The organism is Amycolatopsis sp. NPDC054798 (assembly GCF_053611505.1).
Map to the genome: position 1 here is coordinate 15,309 of NZ_JBSHAM010000004.1, position 24,227 is coordinate 39,535.

Here is a 24,227-nt window from a genome sequence, read left to right on the forward strand (position 1 = left end):
GAGAACTTTGTTGCAGTATCTGGGAACCGCCTCCTAGTCTCGAACCATGTCTCCGGAACGCGCGTACGGGCAGGGACACGCGGAAAGCGTTGTACGTTCCCAACTCTGGCGGACCGTCGACAATTCGGCGGCCTACCTCGCCCCGGAACTCCTTCCCGGGCGCAGCGTGCTGGATGTCGGCTGCGGTCCAGGGACGATCACCGCGGACATCGCCCGCCGGGTGGCCCCCGGCGAGGTGGTCGGCATCGACGTGTCGGAAGCCGTTCTGGAGCAGGCGCGGGCCCACGCGCGGCGCGAAGGGGTGTCCAACGTCCGGTTCGAGCACGCCGACATCACGACGGCTGCGGGGTTCGGCAGGTTCGACGTCGTGCACGCGCACCAGGTGCTGCTGCACCTGACCGAGCCGGTGGAAGCGCTGCGGCGCATGCTGGCACTGGCCCGGCCCGGCGGTGTCGTCGCCGCCCGCGACACCGATTACGCCGCGGCGTTCTGGTGGCCGGCGGACTCGCGGCTGGACCGCTGGCTGGAGGTGTACCGCGCGGTCGCGCACGGCAACGGCGCCGAACCGGACGCGGGACGGCGGCTGCTGGCCTGGGCGCGTGCTGCGGGGGCCCGCGACGTCAAGCCGAGCGCTTCGATCTGGTGCCATTCCACGCCGGAGGAACGGGCGTGGTGGGGCGGCATGTGGGCGGAACGGATCCTGGATTCCAAGATCGCCGAGCAGGCCGTGGCGGGCGGGCACGCGACCGTCGAAGACCTGCGCGACATCGCCGCCGCGTGGCGCGCATGGGCAGCCGACCCGGACGGCTGGTTCGCGATTCCGCACGGGGAAATCCTGTGCCGCGTCGCCGAATCCGGCTGAGTCGGCGGACCGATCGCGGCGGAAACGCCCCCCATGCTCCCGCTGAAGTCCGTGAAGGGCTCCTTGAGGGAATCAGATTCCCTCAAGGAGCCCTTCACGGAATCGCCCACCGCAGAATGTGGGCATCGGTCGGGGGAGACCCCTCGCGGCGGTGCCTCAGCGGGGGATGGTCCGCGGAAACCCGGGCGACGCCGCGGAACCGGCGGCACACCGGGCATTTCCGCACCCGGCGGTCGCCGAGCCGGATCGTCTTGAGCGACCCGAACGGGAGCCAGACCGTGGAGAAATAGCGGCCTCGGCTGCATTGGACGATCGGGTAGGTCGGGCACGCCCCTTCGACGCGCGGCGGACTCAGTATCCGCTATTCGACCACTGCCAGAAATTCAGGCGGCACCGCTGAAGTGAGCCAAACTCCGTTGTCGCTCACCTGAAAAACGTGCCCGCGCGCGGCCATTTCCCCGGCCGCGACCGTCAGCACCACCGGTTTCCCGTGCCGTGCCCCGACTTTCCACGCCGTCTCGCGGGTCGCCGACAAATGCACCGCGTGCCGCTTCATCGGGCGCAACCCCTCGGCCCGGATCGACGGCAGGAAACGCGTCGCCGTGCCGTGGAAGAGGATTTCCGGCGGCGGCGCGTCGGACAATTCCAGATCGACGCGGACGCTGTGCCCCTGGTTGGCGCGGATCAGCGTCCCCGTCTCGTCAAAGGCGAACCGCTGTTTGGTGCAGTTCGCGACGACCTCGTCCAGCTCGGCCCGGCTCACCGGGAACCGGTTCCGGGCCAGTGCCGCGAGCAGTTCGCCGACCGGGACCCAGCCTCCGGGGGCGAGGGTCAGGCCGAGCCCGCCGGGATCGTGGCGCAGGTGCCGGGACAGTCTTTTCGATACTCGAACTCGATGTTTCTCGTTCATTGCTGCCCGCGAGTAACCCACACCGGCGCACTGGCGCGCAACGGAATTCAGATGCCGCCCTCCAGCACCGGGCGGAGTTTGCTGGCCCCGGGCCCGAACCGGGCGAGTTCGTCGTCCGCGTTGTACAGGCCGCAGCTGCGCAGCGACAAACAGCCGCAGCCGACGCATCCGGTCAGCCGGTCCCGCAGCCGCTGCAGGGCGTCGATCCGGGCGTCGAGTTCGGTCTGCCATTCGCGCGACAGCCGGGCCCAGTCCGCCTTCGTCGGCGCGTGGTCGGCGGGGAGCGTCTCCAGCGCCGCGCTGATGTCTTCCAGCGACAGCCCGACCCGTTGCGCGGCGCGGATGAACGCGATCCGCCGCAGCACCGAGCGCGCGTAGCGGCGCTGGTTGCCCGCCGAGCGCTCGGAAGTGATCAGACCGCGCTCCTCGTAGAACCGCAACGCCGTATGCGGCACCCCGCTGCGTTCCGCGACCTGCCCGATGCTCAGCTTGTCCGCCAACCTCGTCATTGGTCCAGGTTAGCGCTTGACCTTCAGTTTGGTCGAGGTTGCATGGTCGAGACCATGACCACGACAACGCACGAGCCGGGCTACGCGGACCTGCCCCGGCTGATCTCGCTGATGACCGGCGACGACAAACACCACGCGGCCGCGGAGTCCACAATGGACGTCCTGTGGGTGCTGTTCGACCGGGTGCTGGAGCTCGGCCCGGAGACCGCCCGGCAGCCAGGGCGCGACCGGTTCCTGCTGTCCAAGGGGCACGGGCCGATGGCGTACTACGCGGTGCTCGTCGCGAAGGGCTGGCTGGACGAGGACGAGCTGGCCGGCTGGAGTTCGGCGCGTTCGCGGCTCGGCCACCATCCCGACCGCGTCCGCGCGCCCGGCGTCGAAATCTCCAGCGGCTCGCTCGGGCACGGACTGCCGATCGCGATCGGCACCGCGCTCGGCCTGCGCGCCCGCCGGTTCAGCTCGCGCATCGTCACGCTGGTCGGCGACGCCGAACTCGACGAGGGCTCCAACCACGAGGCGATCGTCGTCGCCGCGCGGCTCGGGCTCGACAAGCTGACCGCGGTGGTCGTGGACAACCAGTCCTCGACGCACGGCTGGCCGGGCGGCATCGCGCGCCGCTTCGAAACGGAAGGCTGGGCCGTGCGGACAGTCTCCGGCCGCGACCACGAAGCGCTGTACGACGCGTTCACCACCCCTCATCCCGGACGGCCGCTCGCGGTCGTCGCCGTCGTGGAACCGAAAGGCGCGCACTGATGCCGAACATGCGGGACACCTTCCTGGCCACTGCCGAAGAAATCGTCAACACCGATCAGGACGTGGCGATCGTCCTCGCCGACATCTCGGCCGCGTCGCTCGCCGAGGCCGCGCGACGGCATCCGGACCGGGTGATCAACGTCGGGATCCGCGAGCAGCTGCTCGTGAGCACCGGAGCCGGGCTCGCGCTCGCCGGGCTGAGGCCGATCGTGCACACCTTCAACGCGTTCCTCGTGGAGCGTGCGTTCGAACAGATCAAATTGGACCTCAGCCACCAGGAACTCGGCGCCGTGCTGGTGTCGTACGGCGCTTCCTACGACATGCCGATGGAAGGCCGCACGCATCAGGCTCCCGGCGACGTCGCGCTGATCGATTCGCTGCCCGGCTGGTACGTGCACGTTCCCGGCCATCCCGACGAGGCGCGGCGGCTGCTGCTCGATTCGGTGCCCGGGGACAGCCGGACGTACCTGCGGCTGTCCGCGCAGGAGAATTCCGAACCGCACCTCGGCGTCGGGCTCCAGACGATCCGCCAGGGGACGCGCGGCGTGGTGATCGCGGTCGGCCCGATGCTCGACCGGGTGCTGCGGGCGACCGAGGGCATGGACGTGACAGTGCTCTACACCTCGACGGTGCGCCCGTTCGACGCCGAGGGACTGCGCGCCGCGATGACCGACGTGGCTGACGTGGCGCTGGTGGAGCCGTACCTCAGGGGCACTTCCGCGCATTGCGTCGCCGACGCGCTCGCGGACCGGCCGCACCGGCTGCTGAACCTCGGCACCCGCCGAGACACCGAAGTGCGGATCTACGGCACGCTCGCCGACCACGATCTCGTGCACGGGCTCGACGCGGGTTCGATCGCGTTGTCCCTCAAGGAATTTTTCACCGGATAGAGCTGGGTTCCGGCAGCGGGCCACCGCCCGCGGTCACCAGCGGCCGTCGGCGCGTCGCACGGGCTTCGCCGTGCGCGCGGTCGACCGGCGCGCGAGGTCGACCTCCGCGCGGGTCTTCTGCGGCGGGATGGTCAGTTCCCTGAACTGCGGGAACGGCACGCTGTCGATGTCTTCCCGCCAGGCTTGGAACATCCGGCAAAGCAGATCGGACTCGGACATCTCGTCCTCTTTCCGGGTCCGGGGGCGCCGGCGGCGCCACGCATAGCCTGATGGGTACCCGTTCGGGGTGAGAACGAAACAGGCGCGGAACGAAATTCCCCGGGGGACTACGCTCGGGCTCGTGTCTCGTGTGGTGATCCTCGATTACGGTTCCGGAAATCTCCGCTCGGCCGAACGCGCCGTCGCGCGCGCGGGCGCCGAGGTGGAGGTCACCGCCGACCCTCAGGCCGCGCTCGAAGCCGACGGCCTCGTGGTGCCCGGCGTCGGCGCGTTCTCCGCGTGCATGAGGGGGCTGCTGGGCGTGCACGGGCATCGGGTCATCGGCAAACGGCTGGCCGGCGGACGTCCGGTGCTGGGCATCTGCGTCGGTATGCAGATCCTGTTCTCGCGCGGCGTCGAGCACGGCGAGGAGACCGAGGGCACCGGCGAATGGCCGGGGACGGTCGAGCGCCTGCACGCCGACGTGCTCCCGCACATGGGCTGGAACACCGTCCGCGCGCCCGCCGATTCGCAGCTGTTCGCCGGGATCGACCCGGAGGAGCGGTTCTATTTCGTGCACTCCTATGCCGCGCGGACCTGGGAACTGGACTCCGGCCTCGCCGGCAGGCAGCCGAAGGTGACCTGGTGCAACCACGGCGAGGACTTCGTCGCCGCGGTGGAGAACGGCCCGTTGTGGGCGACCCAGTTCCACCCGGAGAAGTCCGGCGACGCGGGGGCGCAGCTGCTGCGCAACTGGCTGGGCACGCTGGCGTAACCGGAGTTCTGCCGGGTTCGCAGGGCCGGGGGGCGGCAAGCGGCGACAGGCGGATGTGCTGCTGCTCACTTCGCCGGTTCCGGCGGGCAGCCGCCTCGCCTGGATCGCTGGGGCCGCCGGGCTGAGCGGACATCCCCCGGACAGTGCGCCGGGGCCCGCCGCTTAGTCTGTGCGCGTGACTTTCACGCTCCTTCCCGCAGTTGATGTCGCCGACGGCCAGGCGGTCCGCCTCGTCCAGGGCGAGGCAGGCACCGAGACCTCCTACGGCAGCCCGCTCGAGGCGGCCCTGCAGTGGCAGCGCGACGGCGCCGAGTGGATCCACCTGGTGGACCTCGACGCGGCGTTCGGCAAGGGCAGCAACCGCGAACTGCTCGCCGACGTCGTCAAGCGGCTCGACGTGCAGGTGGAGCTGTCCGGCGGCATCCGCGACGACGCTTCGCTCGAAGCGGCGCTCGCCACCGGCGCGCGCCGGGTCAACCTCGGCACCGCGGCGCTGGAGGACCCGGACTGGACGGCGAAGGTCGTCTCCGAATACGGCGACCGCGTCGCGATCGGGCTCGACGTGCGGATCACCGAGGCCGGGCACCGGCTGTCCGCGCGCGGCTGGACGTCCGACGGCGGCGACCTGTGGGAGGTCCTGGAGCGCCTGGACCGCGATGGGGCCAGCCGGTACGTCGTCACCGACGTGAGCAAGGACGGCACTCTGCGCGGCCCGAACCTGGAGCTGCTGCGCGAGGTCACCGCCCGCACCGACGCGCCGGTGATCGCTTCCGGCGGAGTGTCCAGTGTGGACGATCTGCGCGCGCTGGCCGGGCTGGCGTCGGACGGCGTCGAGGGTTCGATCGTCGGGAAGGCGCTGTACGCGGGCGCGTTCACGCTGCCGGAGGCTCTCGCCGCGGTCCGCTGAAATCCTTGGCGGGCAACGAAAACCTCGCCAGACTTCGCCGCGACGCGCCGTCCTCGAAGATCGTCACGCCTGCGCCAACGTTTCCCGGACCGAGACGTAGTGCGGGTTGTACATCAAGCCGAGGACGTTGCCCCACGGGTCGATGACCGACGCGGTGATGAACCCGGTGCCGCGGTCGCGCGGGACGTCGTGCACCTTCGCGCCCATCGCGACGACCCGCTCCAGCGTCGCGGGGACGTCCTCGACGTGCCAGAACACGACCGCGCCCGCGGGCTGCCCGACGGTGGCGGGGTCGGCGGTCCGGGACAGCTCGCTAGTGGCGTACGAGCTGTGAATGATGCCGAATTCGTGCTGGTAGTCGCCGATCCGCCACTCCAGGTACGCCGGGGTGTCCAGGTACGGCGCGACGCCGAGAAGGTCGGTGTACCAGCGCTTCGCCGCGTCGAAGTCGGGGGAGTAGAAGGTGGCGGTGCTGAGTCCTCGAAGCATCTCTGATTCCTTGTCTGCTCGGTGATGGGACTAGCTTCTCGCTCAAAGTGCTCATCTTCTGAGCACTTTGAGCGAGAGAATCGAAAACATGCGCGCTGACCGTCTCGTCGCTGCCGTCCTGCTGCTCCAGGCCCGCGGCCGGGTGACCGCCGCCGAGCTGGCCTTGGAGCTGGAGATCTCGGTGGCCACGGCCCGCCGCGACCTGGAGGCGTTGTCGGCGGCCGGGATCCCGGTCTATCCGCAGCCCGGGCGCGGCGGCGGATGGTCGCTCGTCGGCGGGGCCCGCACCGACCTCAGCGGGCTGACCGCGGCCGAAGCACAGGCGTTGTTCTCGATGCTGGGACCGGCGGCGTCCGGCGGTCCGCAGCTGTCGTCCGCGGTGCGCAAGCTCGTCCGCGCGCTGCCCGCGACGTTCCGGGCCGACGCCGAAGCCGCCGCGCGGGCTGTCGTGGCCGATCCGGCGGGATGGGGCGAGCGGGATCGCGAGCCGCCCGCGCTCGTCCAGTCCCTGCACCAGGCGGTCGTGCACCAGCGCAAGGTGCGGTTCGAGTACAGCGGCAAGGGCCGGTTAGCCGATCCGTACGGCCTCGCCGACAAGGACGGCGTTTGGTACCTCATCGCCGGAACCCCTGCGGGGCAACGGACTTTCCGCGTCGACCGGATGTCGGCGGCAGAGATCACCGACCTGCCTTCGCAGCGGCCGGACGATTTCGATCTGCCGGAACAGTGGGCGCGGGTCGTGGCGGAGATGGAGCAGCGGCGTTCGCTCGTGACTGCCACGGTGCTGATCGACGCGCGGTACTTGTCCGTGCTGCGGTCGCATTTCGGGCGGCATTGCGAGGTGCTCGGGGAGCAGGACGACCGGGTTCGGGTGAAGGTGGCCGCGCAGTGGGCCCGAGCTGTCGCGGAACAACTGGCCGGGTGGGGAGACCTGGTCGAGGTGGTGGAACCGGAGTCGGTCCGCGCCGAACTCGCCCGCATCGGATGAGAGCTGACGGCCCGCTACGGGGGCTGAACGATTACCCGCCAGGTAATCGACGCCATACACCGGAAGGGAGAGGATTGCTTGGCAGACAAGGAAATCGACCCGAGGAGCCGGACATGCCCGCCTACGCCATCGCCCACCTGCGCCAGCCCGGAACCGTGCACGCCGAGGTCTACGAATACCTGGAACTGATCCAGGCGACCCTCGACCCGTTCGGGGGCCGGTTTCTGGTCCACGGTGGACAGACTCGCGTACTCGAAGGCACCTGGCCAGGCGCGACCGTCGTGCTCGAGTTCCCGGACTTCGCCGCCGCCGAGGCGTGGTACGAATCGGCCGACTACCGCAAGATCCTGCCCCTGCGCACCGACCATCTGGTCGGCGACGTCATCCTCGCCGAAGGCTGCGGGCCGGACCACGATTCGGCCGCGATGGGCGCCCGGCTCCGGGCGGAGGCCCGGCAGCTCACTCCGCGATCTTGACCGCGATCCCGATCGTCCGCTCCGGCCCGCCGCGGAGGCGGCTGAAGAACATCGTCACCCGCCCGACGATGCCGTAATCCCGCGCGATCACCCCGCGAACGCGTTCGCTGTCGGCGGCGTCGAGCAGCCGGGCCGTTCCGCTCGCCTCGGCGCCGTGCACGCGGCGGCCGCGGACGTCGCACGCCTGCAGCCGGACCTCGGCGTTGTTGCGGATCCGCTTGACCTTGCCTGCGGTGCGTTCCGAGAACAGCACCAGTTCGTCGCCGTCGCGGGACGCCCACACCGGGGTCGGGACCGCGCGGCCGTCGCGGCGGAAAGTGGTCAGCACGACGTACTTCTCGGCGCCGAGACGCTCCAGTTCGGACATAGCCCTACGGTAGACGGCGTCACAGTCCCCGGCAGAGGTCGTAGGGCTGGCCGCCGGGAGTGACCGGCACGCTGACCGAGCCGCCGCGGTCAGCCACCTTCTGCATCACCGCGTGGGTCGCCGCCACGTAGCCCCAGGTGAACAGGATGACCAGAGCCGCGCAGACGCCGAGCGCCTTCTTCCGCATCCCGGTCCGCCCGAGGAGCGCCGAAATCCCGGCTCCGGCGAGCAGGAACAGCACCAGCGAGCTGGCCTGCCACAGCGTCACGCCCAGACCCGACCACGGCACGAGACTGCGCAACCGGCAGGTCAGCTGTTCGCCCGCGGTGAGCTGGGCGAGGTAATTGGCCCCCACGCACCAGGCCACCAGAACGGCGATGATCGCGGCGCCGATGCCGACGGCGGACGCTACCCGCGAAAACGCGCCCCGAGACTCCCCCAGTTCGGACATGGCTTCACGGTAGCGGTCAGCGGGTGCCGAGCCATGCGTAATCCGGTGCCGAATCGAGCACGATCCCGTCCGCCACCGCGACGAGCTGTTCGCGCGGCAACCGGCCGGAAACGGTGAGCCAGCGCCCGGACGACAGCCGCACGGCGACCAGCGCGTCGGCGGGTCCGGAGGCGGGCACGTAAGCCCCGGGGAGACCGCGCACCTGCACCGGGCCGGACCCGCCGAGAGCCGGGGAACCGCCGCCGATCGTCACGCGAACCTTGCCGCTCGGGCCGCTTGCGTCGAGCACGGTCGTCGCGTCGTCCGAATTGCTTCCCCGGACTGTCGCGGCCTCCTCGCGCAGACCGGCGGGCAGCGGTCCGAGCCGAGCCTCGCCGCGGACGCGAACCGGTTCGACGGTCACGGAATCGGCCACCTGCTCGGCCACCGCGCGCGCGTCCGGGACGCCTTCAGCCTTGGCGGTCAGCACGTGGCGGTCGTCCGGCATCCAGGTCAGCGTGGCGATCGTGCTGGTCGGGCCGGTCACCATGGCGACCCGTCCGTGCACCACGACCTGGTCCTTCAACGCCGAGATGCGCAGCGCGGTCTGAGCCCATTCCGGATCGGCAGTGGAATGCGCCGCGAGTTCCACCCGGCTCGCGCCGGACTGCCATTGCCGCACCTGCGCGGTGTTCCCGGGACCGCCTGAGCGGTATTGCTCGGTGAAGCCGTCCGGCAGCCAGCCCGGCGTGTACGCGAGCACCGGCCGCCCGGCGGCGGGCGTGAGCTGCGCGGGCGCTTCGGTGACCGTGTTGACCACCAGCGGAACCCCGGCGGCGACCGCGATCACCGCGGCGGCCGCGGCGGCGAGCGCGAGGCGCGGACGACGTTTGCGCTGCTGGGCGCGGGCGAGGGCATTGAGCACCGCGTGGCTGTCCGGTGCCCGCTCCGCGAGCCGTTCGAGGCTGTCGCGCACCAGCGTCTCGGTCTCGTTCGACGGGGTCATTCTCCTGCTCCGGTGGTGAGGGCGGTCGGCAACGAGGGCATGCCGGCGCGCAGTGTCGCCAGCGCGCGCGAGATTTGGCTGCGCACGGTCGAAACGCCGCAGCGGAGGAAATCCGCGATTTCGGCGTCGGTGTAGTTCTCGTAGTAGCGCAGCACGACGGCGGCGCGTTGTTTCCGCGGCAGGGTGGCGAGCAAAGCGAGCATTTCGTCGCGCTCGTCGTAGGCGGTGCTGGGATCGGCGGTCGGCGGCCCGAGCGAATCGAGCACCGAATGGTTCGACGGAACCACGCGGCGGGCGGCGCGGCGGCGCCACGAGAGGTATTCGTTGGTGATCATCCGGCGGACGTAGGTGGGCGGCGAATCGATCTTCGCCCAGCGCTGCTGGGCGCGCAGGAGCACGTCTTGCACGATGTCCTGCGCCAGATGCGGGTCGTCGGCGAGGACGGTCGCGTAGCGCAGCAGCCCGTCGAGGCGTTCCGCCACGAAATCGTCGAAACCGGTGGTCACGATCATGAGACGCGCGAGGGGCCGGTTTTGATGCATCGGATCCGCGAATGTGTGACGAAGCCGTGGCGGCGGGCTTGAGTGAGCGGCCGACTAGGCTGGTGGGCATGGCTGTGGCGGTTCGGGTGATTCCCTGTCTCGACGTCGACGCGGGCCGGGTCGTGAAGGGCGTCAACTTCGCCGACCTGCGCGACGCGGGCGACCCGGTGGAGCTGGCGCGGCGGTACGACGCCGAAGGCGCCGACGAGCTGACCTTCCTCGATGTCACCGCGTCGTCGGCCGACCGCGAAACCACCTTCGACGTGGTCCGCCGCACCGCCGAGCAGGTCTTCATCCCGCTCACCGTCGGCGGCGGCGTGCGCTCCACCGACGACGTCAACCGGCTGCTGCGCACCGGCGCGGACAAGGTCAGCATCAACACGGCCGCGATCGCGCGTCCGGAACTGCTGCGCGAGGCGTCGCGCCGGTTCGGGGCGCAGTGCGTCGTGCTGTCCGTCGACGCGCGCCGGGTGCCCGAAGGCAGCGAACCGACGGCGTCCGGCTTCGAGGTGACCACGCACGGCGGCCGTCGCGGCACCGGCATCGACGCGGTGGAATGGGCTGCGCGCGGCGAGGAACTCGGCGTGGGCGAAGTGCTGCTCAACTCGATGGACGCGGACGGCACCAAAACCGGCTTCGACCTCGAACTGATCGGCCTGGTCCGCAAAGCGGTCCGGGTCCCGGTGATCGCCAGCGGCGGCGCGGGCGCGACCGAGCACTTCCTGCCCGCGGTGGAAGCGGGCGCGGACGCGGTGCTCGCGGCGAGCGTATTTCACTTCGGACAGTTGACCATCGGCGACGTGAAGGGCGCGCTACGCACCGGCGGGGTGGTCGTGCGATGAGCCTTTCGCCGGAAATCGCCGCGCGGCTCAAGCGCAACGCGGACGGGCTGATCGCGGCGGTCGTGGTGGACCACGCGACGTCCGACGTGCTGATGATGGCCTGGATGAACGACGACGCGCTGGAGTCCACGCTCACCACGCGGCGCGGCACGTACTGGTCGCGCAGCCGGCAGGAACTGTGGGTGAAGGGCGAGACCTCCGGTCACGTCCAGCACGTGCGCGAAGTCCGCATCGACTGCGACGGCGACACGGTGCTGCTGCGGGTCGACCAGACCGGCCCGGCCTGTCACACCGGGACGCACACCTGCTTCGACACCGACGAACGGCTGCTGCTCGCCGACGAGAGGACGTCATGACTGTCGTCGCGAACGTGCTGGTCGGGCTGGTCGCCCTGATCCACCTGTACATCGTGGTGCTGGAGATGTTCCTGTGGACCACGCCGCGGGCGCGCGCGGCGTTCGGCACCACCGAGGAATTCGCCCGCGAGAGCAAGACGCTGGCGGCGAACCAGGGGCTGTACAACGGGTTTCTCGCCGCCGCGCTGATCTGGGGGCTGATCGCGGCCGACCCGGCGGGTTTCCAGCTGAAGCTGTACGGCTTGGCGTGCGTGATCGTGGCGGGGCTCTACGGTGCCGCGACCGCGTCGAAGCGGATTCTGTTCGTGCAGGTGCTGCCGGGGGCGCTCGCGCTGGTCTTCCTGCTGCTGTCGCGCTAGTCGATGTCCCCGGTGAGGTAGCGCTGCAACGTCGGCGCCACCGCCGCGATCAGGGTGTCCACCTCGGCCTCCACCATCGGCGGGAAGCGCGCCACGTACCGGATCAACCCCATCCCCACCACCTGCGAAGCGCACAACGCCACCCGCAGCTCGTGCCGGTCGCCGCCGAGGTCGCTCAGCAGTCCGGTGAAAAACTGCGAGAAAAACTCGCGCAGCACGGTGCTCGCCGCCTCGTGCCCGGCGATGCTGCGGATCAGCGCCTGGAACGTGTCGCCCCCGGCGCCGTCCCAGCGGGTCAGGAACGTGTGCGCGATCCGGACGCCCAGTTCGTCGTCCGGGCCGTCGCGCAGGACCGAGACCAGCTCGTCCGGCTCGAACGGCAGCTTCAGCACCGCTTGCGCGAACAGGCCTTCCTTGCCGCCGAACCAATGGTTGACCATGGCCGCGTCGACACCGGCGCGCGCGGCGATGGAGCGGACCGTCGCGCGTTCGTAGCCGTTCTCGGCGAAGACCGCGCGGGCGGCTTCGAGCAGCACCGCCCGGGTGTCCTGACCAGCGGGGCGGCGGCCGCGGCGGCGCGCGGTAGTGTCTTCGGAGCTCACCGGACCATCTTGACCGGTCGCCGCCTCGAATTCAACAGTCATTGAATTGAGAGCCCGCCGACCGGCTGATCCGGCCGTAGCGGCACAATGAGGCGCATGGTCAGCTCAGCAGCCACGTCCACGGCCGGGCCCGGCCCGGTCAGCCCGTCCCGCGCCGGGTTCCGCGCGCTGGCCGAGAGCCGCCGCGTGATCCCCGTGGTGCGCCGGGTGCTCGCCGACGGCGAGACCCCGCTGGGGATTTACCGGAAACTCGCCGCCGACCGGCCCGGCACGTTCCTCTTCGAATCGGCCGAGAACGGGAAATCGTGGTCGCGCTGGTCATTCGTCGGCGTGCGCAGCCCGGCCGCGCTGACCGTCCGCGACGGCAAAGCGGTCTGGACCGGGACCCCGCCGGACAACCTGCCCACCGAGGGCGACCCGCTGCAGGTGCTGCGCGCGACCGTCGAGGCGCTGCACACCGAACCCCTGCCCGGCCTGCCGCCGCTGACCGGCGGGATGGTCGGCTACCTCGGCTACGATTCGGTGCGCTGGCTGGAAAAGCTGCCCGAGCTGGCCGAACGGGACCTCGACATCCCCGAGCTGACCATGCTGCTCGCCACCGACCTGGCCGCGTTCGACCACCACGAGGGCACCGTCACGCTGATCGCCAACGCGGTCAACTGGGACGATTCGGCCGAACGCGTGGACGCCGCGTACGACGACGCGCTGGCCCGGCTGTCGGCGATGACCGAGCAGCTGCGGGTGCCCGCGCCGCCGACGGTCGCGACGTTCGACCGGCCCGCGCCGGAATTCCGCCGCCACCGCAGCAAGGAAGACTTCCACGCGGCCGTCGACAAGGCGGTCGAGGCGATCAAGGCGGGCGAAGCGTTCCAGGTCGTGCCGTCGCAACGGTTCGAGATCGAGACCGGGGCCGACGCGCTCGACGTGTACCGCGTGCTCCGCACCTCCAACCCGAGCCCGTACATGTACCTGCTGCGGCTGGAGGGCTTCGACATCGTCGGCTCCAGCCCGGAATCGCTGGTGACCGTCCGCGACGGCCGCGCCACCACGCATCCGATCGCGGGCACCCGCTGGCGCGGCGCGGATCCGGAGGAGGACGCGCAGCTGGCCAAGGACCTGCTCGCGGACGAGAAGGAACGCGCCGAGCACCTGATGCTCGTCGACCTCGGCCGCAACGACCTCGGCAAGGTCTGCAAACCGGGCACCGTGCACGTGGTCGACTTCTTCCAGATCGAGCGCTACAGCCACGTCATGCACATCGTGTCCACCGTGACCGGCGAGCTGAAAGACGACGCCACGGCGTTCGACGCGGTCACGGCCTGCTTCCCGGCGGGCACGCTGTCCGGTGCGCCGAAGGTCCGGGCGATGCAGCTGATCGAGGAGCTGGAGCCGGTGCGCCGCGCGCTGTACGGCGGTGTGGTCGGCTACCTGGACTTCGCCGGCGACGCGGACACGGCGATCGCCATCCGCACCGCGCTGATGCGCGACGGGACCGCGTACGTGCAGGCCGGCGGCGGCGTGGTCGCGGATTCGGTCCCGGACTACGAGGACACCGAATCGCTCAACAAGGCTCGCACCGTGCTGTCCGCGATCGCCGCGGCGGGCACGATGATCCCGGCGGGGGAGCTCGACCCGGCTGAGGACGCGGCCGGTGTCTGAGCGGTCCGGCGAGGCGGAACCACGGCGCGGCGGCGCTGAGGCGCAAGAGGCTGCTGTGACTCGTGATGCGCACGACGAGGTTCCGGCTGCCGACGCGAAATCGTCCGGCGCGGCGGAATCCGCCGCCGCGGAGGCCCCGGACAGCGGGAAATCGTCGAGCGGGTCGGCCCGCCGTCCACTGTGGACGATCATCGTCGCGCTCCTGCTGGGCGCGCTGGCCCTCTGGGGAGCTTCCCGGATGGTGTGGTTCGCCGAATTCCGCGACGAGGGCGTGCGCGGGACCGTCCTGCACACCGAACCCGGCGAACAGCGCGCCACCGCGCTCGTGCCGCTCGCGATCCTCGCGCTCGCGGGCGTCGCCGGGGCCGTCGCCACCGGCGGCTGGCTGCGCCGCGTGCTCGGCGTCGTGCTGGTGCTCGCCGGCGCGGCGGGCGTCTGGAGCGGCGTCGACGGGATCAGCTTCGGCGGCTTCGCGCCCGGGCTGCCCGGCACGGAAATCGTGCTGGGCCACCTGATCGCGGTGCTCGGCGGAATTCTTGTCGCGCTCGGCGGGTTGGCAGCGATCAAGTGGGCGGGAGCCGCGCGGAAGCTCGGCGCCCGTTACGCCGCGCCGGGAGCCAAGGCGGCACGGAAGGATCCGGACACCGAATTGTGGGAGGCGCTGTCGGAGGGCGACGACCCGACCGACCCTCCGGATCCCCGTCGCTGAGCAACCCGGGACCGGCCGGTCATCGAGCGGGGGTTAGCATCGTTTCGGCGGGAAGGGGAAGGTTTTTGTGAGCGAGCTTGCGAGTGGACCCAGGAGTGCGGCAGCGGGTAGGGGCGTCCGATGAGCGTGCTCGAAGACATCGTCGCCGGCGTGCGCGAGGATCTCGCGCAGCGGGAATCCGCGCTGCCGTTCGACGAACTGAAGGCCAGGGCGGCCAAGGCCGCCCCGCCGCGTGACGTGATGGCGGCGCTGCGCGAATCCGGCATCGGCGTCATCGCCGAGGTGAAGCGGCGCAGCCCGTCGAAGGGCGAGCTGGCCTCGATTCCCGACCCGGCCGCGCTGGCCCGCGACTACGAGGCCGCCGGCGCGCGCGTGATCAGCGTGCTCACCGAGCAGCGCCGCTTCGGCGGATCGCTCGCCGACCTCGACGCGGTGCGCGCCGCGGTCGACATTCCCGTGCTGCGCAAGGACTTCGTCGTCAGCCCGTACCAGGTGCACGAGGCCCGGCTGCACGGCGCGGACATGGTGCTGCTGATCGTCGCCGCGCTGGAGCAGAACGCGCTCGCCGCGCTGCTCGACCGCGTCGAATCGCTCGGCATGACCGCGCTCGTGGAGATCCACAACGCCGAGGAGGCCGACCGCGCGCTCGAAGCGGGCGCGAAGGTCATCGGCGTCAACGCGCGCAACCTGCACACGCTCGAAGTGGACCGCGACGTGTTCTCCCGCCTCGCGCCCGGCCTGCCGATGGACGTGTTCAAGGTCGCCGAGTCCGGCGTCCGCGGCCCCGGCGACCTGATGTCGTACGCGGGCCACGGCGCGGACGCGGTGCTCGTCGGCGAGGGCCTGGTGGCCTCCGGCGACCCGAAGGGCGCGGTCGTCAAGCTCGTCACCGCCGGTTCGCACCCCGCCTGCCCGAGGCCCTCGCGGTGACCGAGCGCGGCGAGCACGACCCGGACGAACGCGGCTACTACGGGCCGTACGGCGGCCGGTTCATGCCGGAAGCGCTGATCGGCGTGGTCGACGAGGTCGCGGCGGAGTACGAGAAGGCCCGCCACGACCCCGCGTTCACCGGCGAGCTGAACCGGCTGCTCACCGAGTACGCGGGCCGCCCGTCGCTGCTGACGGAGGCCAAGCGGTTCGGCGAGCACGCCGGCGGCGCGCGGGTGTTCCTCAAGCGCGAGGACCTCAACCACACCGGTTCGCACAAGATCAACAACGTGCTGGGCCAGGCGCTGCTCACCGTGCGGATGGGCAAGAAGCGCGTCATCGCGGAGACCGGCGCGGGCCAGCACGGCGTCGCCACGGCCACCGCGTGCGCGCTGCTCGGCCTCGATTGCGTCGTGTACATGGGCGAGGTCGACACCGAACGGCAGTCGCTGAACGTCGCGCGGATGAAGCTGCTCGGCGCCGAGGTCGTGCCGGTGAAAACGGGGTCGCGCACGCTGAAGGACGCGATCAACGAGGCGCTGCGCGACTGGGTCACCAACGCCGACACGACGCACTACCTCTTCGGTACCGCCGCCGGTCCGTCGCCGTTCCCGATGATGGTGCGCAATTTCCACCACGTCATCGGCGAGGAGGCGCGGCGGCAGATCCTGGAGAAGGCCGGACGGCTGCCGGACGTCGTCGCCGCGTGCGTCGGCGGCGGGTCCAACGCCATCGGGATTTTCTCCGGGTTCTACGACGACCCGTCGGTGCGCCTGGTCGGCCTGGAGCCGGGCGGCGAGGGCATCGAGGGCAACCGGCACGGCGCGACGCTCACCAAGGGCAGCCCCGGCAATCTGCACGGCGCGATGTCGTACCTGCTGCAGGACGAGGACGGCCAGACGGTCGAATCGCATTCGATCTCGGCGGGACTGGACTACCCGGGCGTCGGCCCGGAACACGCGTGGCTCAAGGACTCCGGCCGCGCCGAATACCGCCCGGTCACCGACGCGGCCGCGATGGACGCCTTCCGGCTGCTGTCGCGCACCGAGGGCATCATCCCGGCGATCGAATCGGCGCACGCGCTCGCCGGTGCCTTGGAACTGGGCCGCGAGCTGGGCCCGGACGGGCTGATCGTGGTCAACCTGTCCGGCCGGGGCGACAAGGACATGGACACCGCGGCCCAGTGGTTCGGGCTCGTGGACGGGGAGGGCAAGTGAGCGGCCTCGACGAGCTGTTCGCGGCGACGCGGGCGGAACACCGGGCCGCGCTGGTCGGCTACCTTCCCGCCGGATTCCCGTCCGTGGACGGCTCGAAAGACCTGCTGGCCGCGACTGTCGACGGCGGGGCGGACCTGGTCGAGGTCGGCGTCCCGTACTCCGACCCGGTCATGGACGGCCCCACGATCCAGGCGGCCGCCGAGGCGGCGCTGGCGAGCGGATTCCGGCTGAAGCAGCTGTTCGAGGTCGTGGAAGCGGTGTCCGCGCGGGGCGGTCGCGCCGTCGTGATGACGTACTGGAACCCGGTGCACCGCTACGGGGTCGACGCGTTCGCGCGCGACCTGGCCTCGGCTGGCGGCCTGGGCCTGATCACGCCGGACCTGATCCCGGACGAGGCCGACGAGTGGATCGCGGCGTCTCAGGCGCACGGGTTGGACCGGATCTTCCTGGTCGCGCCGTCGTCGTCGGAGGAGCGGCTGGCGAAGACTACGGCGGCTTCGTCGGGCTTCGTGTACGCGACCGCGGTGATGGGTGTGACCGGCGCGCGCGACGCGGTCGGGGTGCACGCTGAGGACCTGGTGCGGCGGACCCGGGAGCACACGGAGTTGCCGATCGGGGTGGGTCTCGGGGTCCGTTCGCGGGAACAGGCCGCGCAGGTGGCCGGGTTCGCGGACGCGGTGATCGTCGGATCCGCGCTGGTCACGGCCGCGGCGGACGGTCCGGACGGCGTGGCGAAGCTGGCTTCGGAGCTGGCGAAGGGCGTGCGCGAGGCGGTCGCTCCGGCCTGATCGCTCGCGGAGAGCCGGAAACTGTCGGTGGTCGTTCGTACTCTCTCGGTATGCAGACCAGCGACATCAACCCGGACACGGTGCCAGGGTTGGCAGAAGTTCTTGCCCTGCCGAACGAACAGCTCCTCGGCAACCGGATCGAAGGCGTCGACGGGACCCTGGTGATGGGCCCGGCTCCGTCCGCGCTGCACCAGCAGTGGCTGCAGCGATTGCAGCTCGCGATGGTGCCAGTCTTGCCGAAGGGCAACGAGTTGCTTCCGGGCGTCGCCGTTCGCTGCGGAGAAAGCCGATTGCTGATCCCGGACTTCGTGATTGTCACGTGCCCAGATGTGGCGACGACCTGGTACCCGGCGTCCGAGGTACTGCTGGCCGCGGAAATCGAATCGCCGTCCACCCGCGTGCAGGACCGGATCTTCAAGAAAGCCCTCTACGCCGAAGCGCTCATCCCGTACTACCTGCTCGTCGACCCGGAGCAGGAAGCCGCCACCGTCTACGCGCTCTCCGAAGGCGAGTACCTGCCGCACGCGAAGAGCGAGGGCGGCGTGCTCACCCTGGCCGAACCCTTCCCCGCGGAGCTGGATCTGCGCGCCTGAGCGGCCAGTTGTACGCATCGTGTACGCCGTCCGCGCACAGTGCGGCGCATGGCTTTCGACATCGGACAAGTTCCCCGGAGGACGTTCCTGCGCGGGGCGGCCGGCGCGAGCGCTGCCGTAGCGGCGGGGCTCGTGCTGCCCGGCCTCGCGGACGCCGCGGCCGCGCCGCGCATCTACAGCTGTGCGGAATGGGGTGCGCGCCCGCCCGCGGATCCGCTCACCACTCTCGACCATCCGGCCAACCGCGTGCTCATCCACCACATCGACTGCCCCAACAGCACCGACTATTCGCTCGAGCACGCGTTCCAGGTCGCGCGCAACGACCAGGCTGACCACATCGACAACAACGGCTGGTCCGACACCGGCCAGCACTTCACGGTCTCTCGCGGCGGCTACCGCCTCGAAGGACGGCACGGCAGCCTCGACGCCTTGCGCAGCGGCAAAAAGATCGTCCGCGCGGCGCATTGCCCCGGCCAGAACGACAACGCCATCGGCATCGAGAACGAGGGCACCTACATGCAGGTCGCCCCGCCGAAGGCGCAGTTCGATTCGCTGGTCGTGTTCGTGGCGTACGTGTGCCGCCAGTACGGCATCCCGGTCAAGGAAATCAAGGGACACCGCGACTTCTACAACACGGACTGTCCCGGCGACAAGCTGTACGCGATGCTGCCCGAATTGCAGTCCCGAGTGGCGGCGTTGCTGCGCTGAGCGGAGTCAGTGCAGGAATCGCATCGCCCGGCACAGCTCCGCCGGCTCCAGTGATCCCAGCTCGGCCACCTCAGCACGGCGCACGTCCACCAACGTCGTGGCCAGCTGGGATCCGAACGCGCCCGGCAGCACGTCGTCGGCTTCGAACGCGTCGACGGCATCCGTCAGGGACTGCGGCAGTCGCGCCACTCCAGCCGCGGCTGCGTCTGCGGGGGAGAGCGAGCCGGGGTCCACACTGACCGGTTCCGGCAGACGCGCCTCGGCGTCGAGGCCAGCCTGCCCGGCGAACAGCAGGCCCGCCACCACGAGGTACGGGTTCGCGGTGAGGTCGAAGCACTTCACCTCCAGGTTCGCCGCGGTGTCGCGCTGTCCCGCCGCGCCGCGGATCAGGCGCAGCGGTGCTTCGCGGTTTTCCAGTCCCCACGCGGTAAACACGCCTGCCCAGTGGTGCGGTTCCAGCCGCAGATAACTGACCACCGACGGCGCGCCGACGGCCAGCAGCGCGGGCAACCGGCGGAAAATGCCCGCACCGAAGGCTTCCGCGGTCGAGGTCAGCCCGAACGCTCCGGTCCCGCCCGTGCACAGGTTCCGCTCGCCGTCCCAAAGGCTCAGGTGCGCGTGCCCGCCGTTGCCGACGCCGCCGGGTTCGAACTTCGGCGTGAAGGACGCGCGCAGCCCGTGCGCGGCAGTCACCGTCCGCACCGTTTCCCTTGTCAGCACGGCTAAATCAGCTGCGCGCACCGGGTCTGTCGCGGCGATCGACAGTTCGAACTGGCCCGCCGCGTACTCCGGGTGGATTTGCTCGACCTCCACCCCGCAACTGTCCAAAGCGGACACGAGGGCGCGGAGATACTCGTGGTTCGCGCTCAGCCGGGAGTATCCGTAGGCCGGGCCGGGCAGCGGGACCTCGTCCGCGTCGGTCGCGATCCATTCCAGCTCGAACGCCATCCGCACGGTCAGCCCGCGGTCGGCGAGCTGGGCCACGGCGTTCGCGGCGAGCGCCCGCGCGTCCTGCGGATGCGGCTGTCCGTCCTGGTCGTACCGCCACGCCGGAGCCCACGCCCAGCCAGGTTGTGCGGCGAGAACGGTGAGCGCGTCGAGGTCGGGGTGCAGCCGCAGGTCGCCGACCGGGCCGAGGGAATGCTTGCCGTTCGCGATGCTGTCCGTGCCGAGGAAGAAGTCGAACGAATTCGACGCGCCGACGCCCCACGCCGCGACCTTCGCCAGCTTCGCCACCGGCACCGCCTTGACGCGGGAAATCCCGGAGTTGTCCACAAAACTCAGCGCGACGAGTTCGACGCCCGCTTGCTCCATCCGGCCGACGGCGGCGGCGCCGAGTTCGGCGAGCCGGTCGCGGTCGAGTTTGGCGGACGACGAGAAGGTGGACGACACACGGGCTCCTTCAGTGCTGGACGAGCGGGGTCAGTCGGTGAATCCGGGGAGCGGCCGACCCGAGCCCGTCCCTTGCCGGAGGTGAGCGTTCAGCCGATCGCGGTCGAGTCTGGCGGAAACCGGCGGCGGATGGCCAGAGTTGCTTCCGCACTGGACAACAGGTTCAGCCAGTCGGCGCTCGCTGACCGCGCCGAATCGGAGGTTCACTGTGTACTCCACGGGGGAAGGAGCACGTCCGTGTCCGGAAACCGTCCCGAATTGCGGCGCACCCTGTCGGTCTGGCAGGCAGTCGGGTTGTCCGTCGCGCTCATGGCGCCCAGCATGGCCGCGAACATCAATCCACAGCAAACAGCAGCGGCGGCCGGACGAGCGGTGCCGCTGGCGTTCCTGCTCTCGGCTGCGGGAGTGCTGCTGGTCGCGTACGGCTTCGTCCAGCTCTGCCGCCACTACCAGCACGCCGGATCGGTCTACGCGTTCGTCGGCGCGACTCTCGGTCCGCGCGCGGGCGTGGTGTCCGGCATCGGGCTGCTCGGCACGTACACCTTCTACGCCGTGGTCACTAGCTCCGCCGCGGGCGTGCTGGGGACGGCATTCTTGACACAAGTCGGGATCTGGCCGCATCCGCCGTCGTGGGGGCCGTTCGTGCTGACCGCGGTCGCGCTGATCGGCAGCTGGCTGCTCGCGGTCGCCCCGGCCCGTCGCGGCACCAGCACGTTGCTCGTCGTCGAGGGCGCGACCATCGCGCTCATCCTGCTGGTCACCGTGGTCATCCTGGTCCGGTTGATCGCAGGCGACGCTCCCAGCGGCCGGTTCACGCCGCAGGTTTTCGTGCCGGACACCGGAGTTTCCGGCATCTTCCTCGGCGCGGTGTTCGGCTTCTTGTCGTTCGCCGGATTCGAGGCGGCCGCGACGCTCGGCGAGGAAACCCGCGACCCGCGCCGCAACATCCCGCGCGCGATCCTCGGCACAGCCGTCTTCGGCGGTGTCTACTTCGTCCTCGTCACAGCCGTCGAGATGATGGCCTTCGGCGGCGACGCCACCGCGTTCCACAATTCCCCTTCGCTGCTGGGAGATCTCGGCAGTCGCTTTGTCGGCCCGTGGGTCGGCGACGTCATCAGCGCGGGTGCCGCGATCAGCGCGTTCGGCTGCTGTCTCGCCTGCGTCGTCGGCGGCTCGCGGCTGTTGTTCGCCCTCGGCCGGGACGCGTTCGACGGGCGCGGCATCGGACGGATCTCCGCGAAGGGCACTCCAGCCGTTGCCGTCACCGTGGTGGCGCTCGCGGCGGCGCTGATCATCCTGGGGTGCGCAGTGTTCTTCGGTGCCACCGCGGACGACACCTTCGCCTGGGCGGGATCCATCGGAACCTTGATCCTGCTGGTGATTTACCTGCTCACGACGCTCGGCGCGATTCTGTTGCTGTTCGTGCGACGGAGGATGCGGGTGCCGTGGTGGCATTTGGCGTTCCCGGTCGGTGCGTTGGTCCTGCTTGGTTACACGGTGTACGTCAACGTCATTCCGTATCCGGCGGAGGGTCCGGCGCGATGGTTTCCAGTGGTGGCGGGCGGGGTGCTGGTGCTGGCTGTCGTCGTGGTCGCCGCGGCTCCGGGTTTCGCCCGTAGGGTGGGGGAGAGGCTCGCTGAGGGAGATACATGACCGGACTGCTGGATTTCGTCGCGGACCTGCCGTTGGTCGACCATCACTGCCACGGTGTCCGCACCGGCGACGTCGACCGCGACGGGTTCGAGCGGATGCTGACCGAGGCGGACACCGTGTCGCCGCTGGGGACGTCGCTGTTCGATTCGCTGATCGGCCTTGCCGTGCGCGAACGCTGCGCGCCGATCCTCGACCTGCCGAAACACGCCCCGGCCGACGACTATCTCGCGCGCCGCGCCGACCTCGGCGCGGCGGAGGTCAACCGGCGGTTCCTTCGCGGCACCGGCAGCACGGATTACTTGCTGGACGGCGGTTTCCTGCCCGAGTCCCTCACCGGCACGCAAGACTTCGCCGAGCTGGCCGACGCCCGCGCGCACGACATCGTCCGGCTGGAACAGGTCGCCGAGGACGTCATCCGCGGCACCAGCGCTGCCAGGTTCGCCGAGGACTTCGCCGCCGAACTCGACCGCCGCACGACGAACGCGGTGGGCGTGAAGTCCATCGCCGCGTACCGGGCCGGGCTGGAACTGTCCGGCGAACGCCCGGCTCCAGCCGAGGTCGAGGCCGCCGCCGGACGCTGGCTGGCCGGAATCGAGGCGGGCGAACCGGTCCGGCTGGCCGACGAGGTGCTGCACCGCCACCTGATCTGGGCGGGCCTCGACCGGCGGCTGCCAGTGCAGTTCCACGTCGGCTACGGAGACCCCGACCTCGACCTCCACCGCTGCGATCCCTTGCGGCTCACCGGTTTGCTGCGCGCGACCCGCGACACCGGCGTTCCTGTCCTGTTGCTGCACAACTATCCGTTCCACCGCAACGCCGCCTACCTCGCGCAGGTTTTCGAGCACGTCTTCGTCGACGTCGGCCTCATCACGCACAACGCGGGCTTCCGCGCGCCCGCCATCCTGGCCGAGACGCTGGAGCTGGCTCCGTTCGGCAAGCTGCTGTTCTCCACGGACGCGTTCGGCCTGGCCGAGCTGTATCACCTGGGCACTGCGCTGTTCCGGCAGGGACTGTCCGACTTCCTGCGTACCGCCCTCGCCGCCGACGCACTGTCCGAAGTGGACGCTGTTCGGCTGGCTCGGCTGGCCGGGTACGAGAACGCGGCTCGGATCTACCGGCTGGAGCGGAAATGAACGATCTGGTCGAGCGTTGGCGCGCGGCGCTGGCCGAGGAACTTCCCGCCGCGATCGAGCTGCGTCACCGGATTCACGCCGATCCGCGTGCTTCCGGCGACGAGGACGACACCGCCCGGACCGTGGCCGCTGCGCTGGGGGAGGGCGAGCGGGTCGCGAAAACCGGTCGGCTCATCGAGATCTCCGCACCCCACCCTGGCCCAGCCGTAGCCCTGCGCGCCGAACTGGACGCCCTCCCGGTAATCGAGCGCACCGGCGTCGAATGGGCGGCGAAGACCGGCCTGATGCACGCCTGCGGCCACGACGTCCACCTCGCGGCCTTGACCGCGGTCTGCCGGGCAGCGCGGCGCGTCGAACTTCCGCGTCCGTTGTTCGCGATCCTGCAGCCGCGCGAGGAGACGTCTCCGTCGGGAGCGCTGGACCTGGTCGAATCGGGCATTCTGGAGGAGCGCGGCATCGACACGGTGATCGGCGCGCACGTCCAGCCGCGGCTGCCGTACGGCGTCGTCTCGGCCGCGCCCGGGCCGGTGAACGCGTCCACCGACGAGTTCGAGGTCGTGCTGCAGGGACAGGGCGGGCACGCCGGATACCCGCACCTGCTGCGCGACCCGGTGCTGGCACTCAGCCAAGTAGTGGTGAGCCTGCAGCAGGTCGCGAGCCGCCGGATCGACCCGATGCACGGCGCGGTGTGCACGATCGGCCGGTTGAGCGCGGGCACGGCGGCGAACGTCGTGCCGAACACGGCGTCCGCGTTCGGCTCGCTGCGGCTGATGCGCGCGAGCGACCGGGAACGCGCGCTGGAGGCGCTCGACGAGGTCGTGCACGCCACCGCACGCGCCTACGGCTGCACCGCCGACCTCCGGATCAGCCCGTGCGAGCCCGTCCTGGTGAACGATCCGGCGCTGGCCGCCTCCGCGCGGGTCTGGCTCGAACGCGGCGGCGCGGACGTCGACACAGATTTCCGCTCGTTCGGCGCGGACGATTTCGCGCATTACTGCGGCGACGGCGTCCGCGGCCTGATGCTGTTCGTCGGGCTCGGCGAGACCGCGGGCGCGCCCAGCCTGCACGGCGAGACGTTCCTGCCCGAGGACGCCGCGGTCGGCCAGGTCGCCGACGCGCTGCTGGCCGGATACCTGGCCGCGGCCTCCGACCTCGACTATCCGGAGGCGGCCGTGACCGGGCTGTGA

General features: G+C 70.6%; 30 protein-coding genes. 20 read left to right on the plus strand and 10 right to left on the minus strand.

Annotated elements, in window-relative coordinates; all coding sequences use genetic code 11:
* Positions 1-46: 46 nt before the first annotated feature.
* A complete protein-coding gene (locus ACWGIC_RS03915) occupies positions 47-862 on the plus strand; it encodes a class I SAM-dependent methyltransferase (protein WP_452074390.1) in 816 nt (271 codons plus the stop codon).
* A gap of 361 nt (positions 863-1,223) precedes the next feature.
* Here the strand turns inward: ACWGIC_RS03915 and ACWGIC_RS03920 are convergent, their stop codons facing one another.
* Positions 1,224-1,772, minus strand: coding sequence for an RNA 2'-phosphotransferase (locus ACWGIC_RS03920; RefSeq protein ID WP_452074391.1), 549 nt, complete (start codon positions 1,770-1,772; stop codon positions 1,224-1,226).
* Positions 1,773-1,819: 47 nt separating this feature from the next.
* A complete protein-coding gene (soxR, locus tag ACWGIC_RS03925; RefSeq protein ID WP_037713059.1) occupies positions 1,820-2,281 on the minus strand; it encodes a redox-sensitive transcriptional activator SoxR in 462 nt (153 codons plus the stop codon).
* A 54-nt stretch (positions 2,282-2,335) separates the two neighbouring features.
* On the opposite strand from soxR, the gene ACWGIC_RS03930 reads away from it, so the two are divergent.
* A complete protein-coding gene (locus ACWGIC_RS03930; protein ID WP_452074392.1) occupies positions 2,336-3,034 on the plus strand; it encodes a thiamine pyrophosphate-dependent enzyme in 699 nt (232 codons plus the stop codon).
* Positions 3,034-3,924 carry a transketolase family protein gene (locus ACWGIC_RS03935; protein WP_452074393.1) on the plus strand — a complete coding sequence of 297 codons (891 nt, stop codon included), beginning with the start codon at positions 3,034-3,036 and terminating at the stop codon, positions 3,922-3,924. Before ACWGIC_RS03930 ends, ACWGIC_RS03935 begins: the two co-directional genes overlap by 1 nt.
* Before the next feature lie 33 nt (positions 3,925-3,957).
* Here ACWGIC_RS03935 and ACWGIC_RS03940 read toward each other — a convergent pair whose 3' ends face one another.
* Positions 3,958-4,143, minus strand: coding sequence for a hypothetical protein (locus ACWGIC_RS03940; protein WP_452074394.1), 186 nt, complete (start codon positions 4,141-4,143; stop codon positions 3,958-3,960).
* A gap of 130 nt (positions 4,144-4,273) precedes the next feature.
* On the opposite strand from ACWGIC_RS03940, the gene hisH reads away from it, so the two are divergent.
* Positions 4,274-4,897 (plus strand): imidazole glycerol phosphate synthase subunit HisH, encoded by a 624-nt coding sequence (hisH, locus tag ACWGIC_RS03945; RefSeq protein ID WP_452074538.1) that lies wholly within the window; start codon positions 4,274-4,276, stop codon positions 4,895-4,897.
* 175 nt (positions 4,898-5,072) lie between these two features.
* Complete coding sequence (priA, locus tag ACWGIC_RS03950; protein WP_116202272.1) at positions 5,073-5,804, plus strand: bifunctional 1-(5-phosphoribosyl)-5-((5-phosphoribosylamino)methylideneamino)imidazole-4-carboxamide isomerase/phosphoribosylanthranilate isomerase PriA; 732 nt, start codon at positions 5,073-5,075, stop codon at positions 5,802-5,804.
* Between the two features lie 63 nt (positions 5,805-5,867).
* Here priA and ACWGIC_RS03955 read toward each other — a convergent pair whose 3' ends face one another.
* Positions 5,868-6,293, minus strand: a complete 426-nt coding sequence (locus tag ACWGIC_RS03955; RefSeq protein WP_452074395.1) for a VOC family protein — start codon at positions 6,291-6,293, stop codon at positions 5,868-5,870.
* A gap of 88 nt (positions 6,294-6,381) precedes the next feature.
* Here ACWGIC_RS03955 and ACWGIC_RS03960 point away from each other — a divergent pair, with 88 nt between their 5' ends.
* Positions 6,382-7,281: a helix-turn-helix transcriptional regulator gene (locus ACWGIC_RS03960; RefSeq protein WP_452074396.1), complete on the plus strand. Its 900-nt coding sequence runs from the start codon at positions 6,382-6,384 to the stop codon at positions 7,279-7,281.
* Positions 7,282-7,394: 113 nt separating this feature from the next.
* Positions 7,395-7,757 (plus strand): DUF1330 domain-containing protein, encoded by a 363-nt coding sequence (locus ACWGIC_RS03965; RefSeq protein WP_452074397.1) that lies wholly within the window; start codon positions 7,395-7,397, stop codon positions 7,755-7,757.
* On the opposite strand, the gene ACWGIC_RS03970 is transcribed toward ACWGIC_RS03965, so the two are convergent.
* From ACWGIC_RS03970 to ACWGIC_RS03985, 4 genes are read right to left on the minus strand one after another with little or no spacing between them, the layout of a single operon-like run.
* The gene (locus ACWGIC_RS03970) at positions 7,741-8,124 is read right to left on the minus strand and encodes a PPOX class F420-dependent oxidoreductase (protein WP_452074398.1); all 384 of its coding nucleotides are present in this window, start codon (positions 8,122-8,124) and stop codon (positions 7,741-7,743) included. The two genes, ACWGIC_RS03965 and ACWGIC_RS03970, sit on opposite strands and share 17 nt — an antisense overlap.
* Positions 8,125-8,143: 19 nt before the next feature.
* A complete protein-coding gene (locus ACWGIC_RS03975) occupies positions 8,144-8,575 on the minus strand; it encodes a hypothetical protein (protein WP_452074399.1) in 432 nt (143 codons plus the stop codon).
* A gap of 16 nt (positions 8,576-8,591) precedes the next feature.
* Complete coding sequence (locus tag ACWGIC_RS03980) at positions 8,592-9,560, minus strand: hypothetical protein (RefSeq protein WP_452074400.1); 969 nt, start codon at positions 9,558-9,560, stop codon at positions 8,592-8,594.
* A complete protein-coding gene (locus ACWGIC_RS03985; RefSeq protein ID WP_452074401.1) occupies positions 9,557-10,072 on the minus strand; it encodes a SigE family RNA polymerase sigma factor in 516 nt (171 codons plus the stop codon). Before ACWGIC_RS03985 ends, ACWGIC_RS03980 begins: the two co-directional genes overlap by 4 nt.
* Before the next feature lie 98 nt (positions 10,073-10,170).
* On the opposite strand from ACWGIC_RS03985, the gene hisF reads away from it, so the two are divergent.
* The 3 genes from hisF to ACWGIC_RS04000 are packed head-to-tail and all read left to right on the plus strand — an operon-like array spanning position 10,171 to position 11,659.
* Complete coding sequence (gene hisF / locus ACWGIC_RS03990) at positions 10,171-10,944, plus strand: imidazole glycerol phosphate synthase subunit HisF (RefSeq protein WP_452074402.1); 774 nt, start codon at positions 10,171-10,173, stop codon at positions 10,942-10,944.
* Positions 10,941-11,300 carry a phosphoribosyl-AMP cyclohydrolase gene (gene hisI / locus ACWGIC_RS03995; RefSeq protein ID WP_452074403.1) on the plus strand — a complete coding sequence of 120 codons (360 nt, stop codon included), beginning with the start codon at positions 10,941-10,943 and terminating at the stop codon, positions 11,298-11,300. The genes hisF and hisI overlap by 4 nt, the downstream gene beginning before the upstream one ends.
* The gene (locus ACWGIC_RS04000) at positions 11,297-11,659 is read left to right on the plus strand and encodes a DUF1304 domain-containing protein (RefSeq protein WP_452074404.1); all 363 of its coding nucleotides are present in this window, start codon (positions 11,297-11,299) and stop codon (positions 11,657-11,659) included. Before hisI ends, ACWGIC_RS04000 begins: the two co-directional genes overlap by 4 nt.
* Here ACWGIC_RS04000 and ACWGIC_RS04005 read toward each other — a convergent pair.
* Positions 11,656-12,261, minus strand: a complete 606-nt coding sequence (locus tag ACWGIC_RS04005; protein WP_452074405.1) for a TetR/AcrR family transcriptional regulator — start codon at positions 12,259-12,261, stop codon at positions 11,656-11,658. The two genes, ACWGIC_RS04000 and ACWGIC_RS04005, sit on opposite strands and share 4 nt — an antisense overlap.
* 96 nt (positions 12,262-12,357) lie before the next feature.
* Between ACWGIC_RS04005 and ACWGIC_RS04010 the strand changes: the two genes are divergently transcribed.
* The 7 genes from ACWGIC_RS04010 (at position 12,358) to ACWGIC_RS04040 (ending at position 18,862) form a co-directional block, all read left to right on the plus strand.
* On the plus strand, positions 12,358-13,920 hold the full coding sequence (locus ACWGIC_RS04010; protein ID WP_452074406.1) for an anthranilate synthase component I: 1,563 nt from the start codon (positions 12,358-12,360) through the stop codon (positions 13,918-13,920).
* A 190-nt stretch (positions 13,921-14,110) separates the two neighbouring features.
* Entirely contained in the window at positions 14,111-14,629 is a 519-nt protein-coding gene (locus ACWGIC_RS04015) for a Trp biosynthesis-associated membrane protein (RefSeq protein ID WP_452074539.1), read from the plus strand.
* A 120-nt stretch (positions 14,630-14,749) separates the two neighbouring features.
* Positions 14,750-15,559, plus strand: a complete 810-nt coding sequence (gene trpC, locus ACWGIC_RS04020; RefSeq protein WP_452074407.1) for an indole-3-glycerol phosphate synthase TrpC — start codon at positions 14,750-14,752, stop codon at positions 15,557-15,559.
* Positions 15,556-16,773, plus strand: a complete 1,218-nt coding sequence (gene trpB, locus ACWGIC_RS04025; RefSeq protein WP_452074408.1) for a tryptophan synthase subunit beta — start codon at positions 15,556-15,558, stop codon at positions 16,771-16,773. Before trpC ends, trpB begins: the two co-directional genes overlap by 4 nt.
* Positions 16,770-17,561: a tryptophan synthase subunit alpha gene (gene trpA / locus ACWGIC_RS04030; RefSeq protein WP_452074409.1), complete on the plus strand. Its 792-nt coding sequence runs from the start codon at positions 16,770-16,772 to the stop codon at positions 17,559-17,561. Before trpB ends, trpA begins: the two co-directional genes overlap by 4 nt.
* A gap of 50 nt (positions 17,562-17,611) precedes the next feature.
* The gene (locus tag ACWGIC_RS04035) at positions 17,612-18,154 is read left to right on the plus strand and encodes a Uma2 family endonuclease (RefSeq protein WP_452074410.1); all 543 of its coding nucleotides are present in this window, start codon (positions 17,612-17,614) and stop codon (positions 18,152-18,154) included.
* Between the two features lie 48 nt (positions 18,155-18,202).
* Positions 18,203-18,862 carry a peptidoglycan recognition protein family protein gene (locus tag ACWGIC_RS04040; RefSeq protein ID WP_452074411.1) on the plus strand — a complete coding sequence of 220 codons (660 nt, stop codon included), beginning with the start codon at positions 18,203-18,205 and terminating at the stop codon, positions 18,860-18,862.
* Between the two features lie 6 nt (positions 18,863-18,868).
* Here the strand turns inward: ACWGIC_RS04040 and ACWGIC_RS04045 are convergent, their stop codons facing one another.
* A complete protein-coding gene (locus tag ACWGIC_RS04045) occupies positions 18,869-20,176 on the minus strand; it encodes a glutamine synthetase (protein ID WP_452074540.1) in 1,308 nt (435 codons plus the stop codon).
* Positions 20,177-20,491: 315 nt separating this feature from the next.
* Here ACWGIC_RS04045 and ACWGIC_RS04050 point away from each other — a divergent pair, with 315 nt between their 5' ends.
* From ACWGIC_RS04050 to ACWGIC_RS04060, 3 genes are read left to right on the plus strand one after another with little or no spacing between them, the layout of a single operon-like run.
* Positions 20,492-21,907, plus strand: a complete 1,416-nt coding sequence (locus ACWGIC_RS04050; RefSeq protein ID WP_452074412.1) for an APC family permease — start codon at positions 20,492-20,494, stop codon at positions 21,905-21,907.
* Positions 21,904-23,040 carry an amidohydrolase family protein gene (locus ACWGIC_RS04055; protein ID WP_452074413.1) on the plus strand — a complete coding sequence of 379 codons (1,137 nt, stop codon included), beginning with the start codon at positions 21,904-21,906 and terminating at the stop codon, positions 23,038-23,040. Before ACWGIC_RS04050 ends, ACWGIC_RS04055 begins: the two co-directional genes overlap by 4 nt.
* The gene (locus ACWGIC_RS04060) at positions 23,037-24,227 is read left to right on the plus strand and encodes a M20 metallopeptidase family protein (protein WP_452074414.1); all 1,191 of its coding nucleotides are present in this window, start codon (positions 23,037-23,039) and stop codon (positions 24,225-24,227) included. Before ACWGIC_RS04055 ends, ACWGIC_RS04060 begins: the two co-directional genes overlap by 4 nt.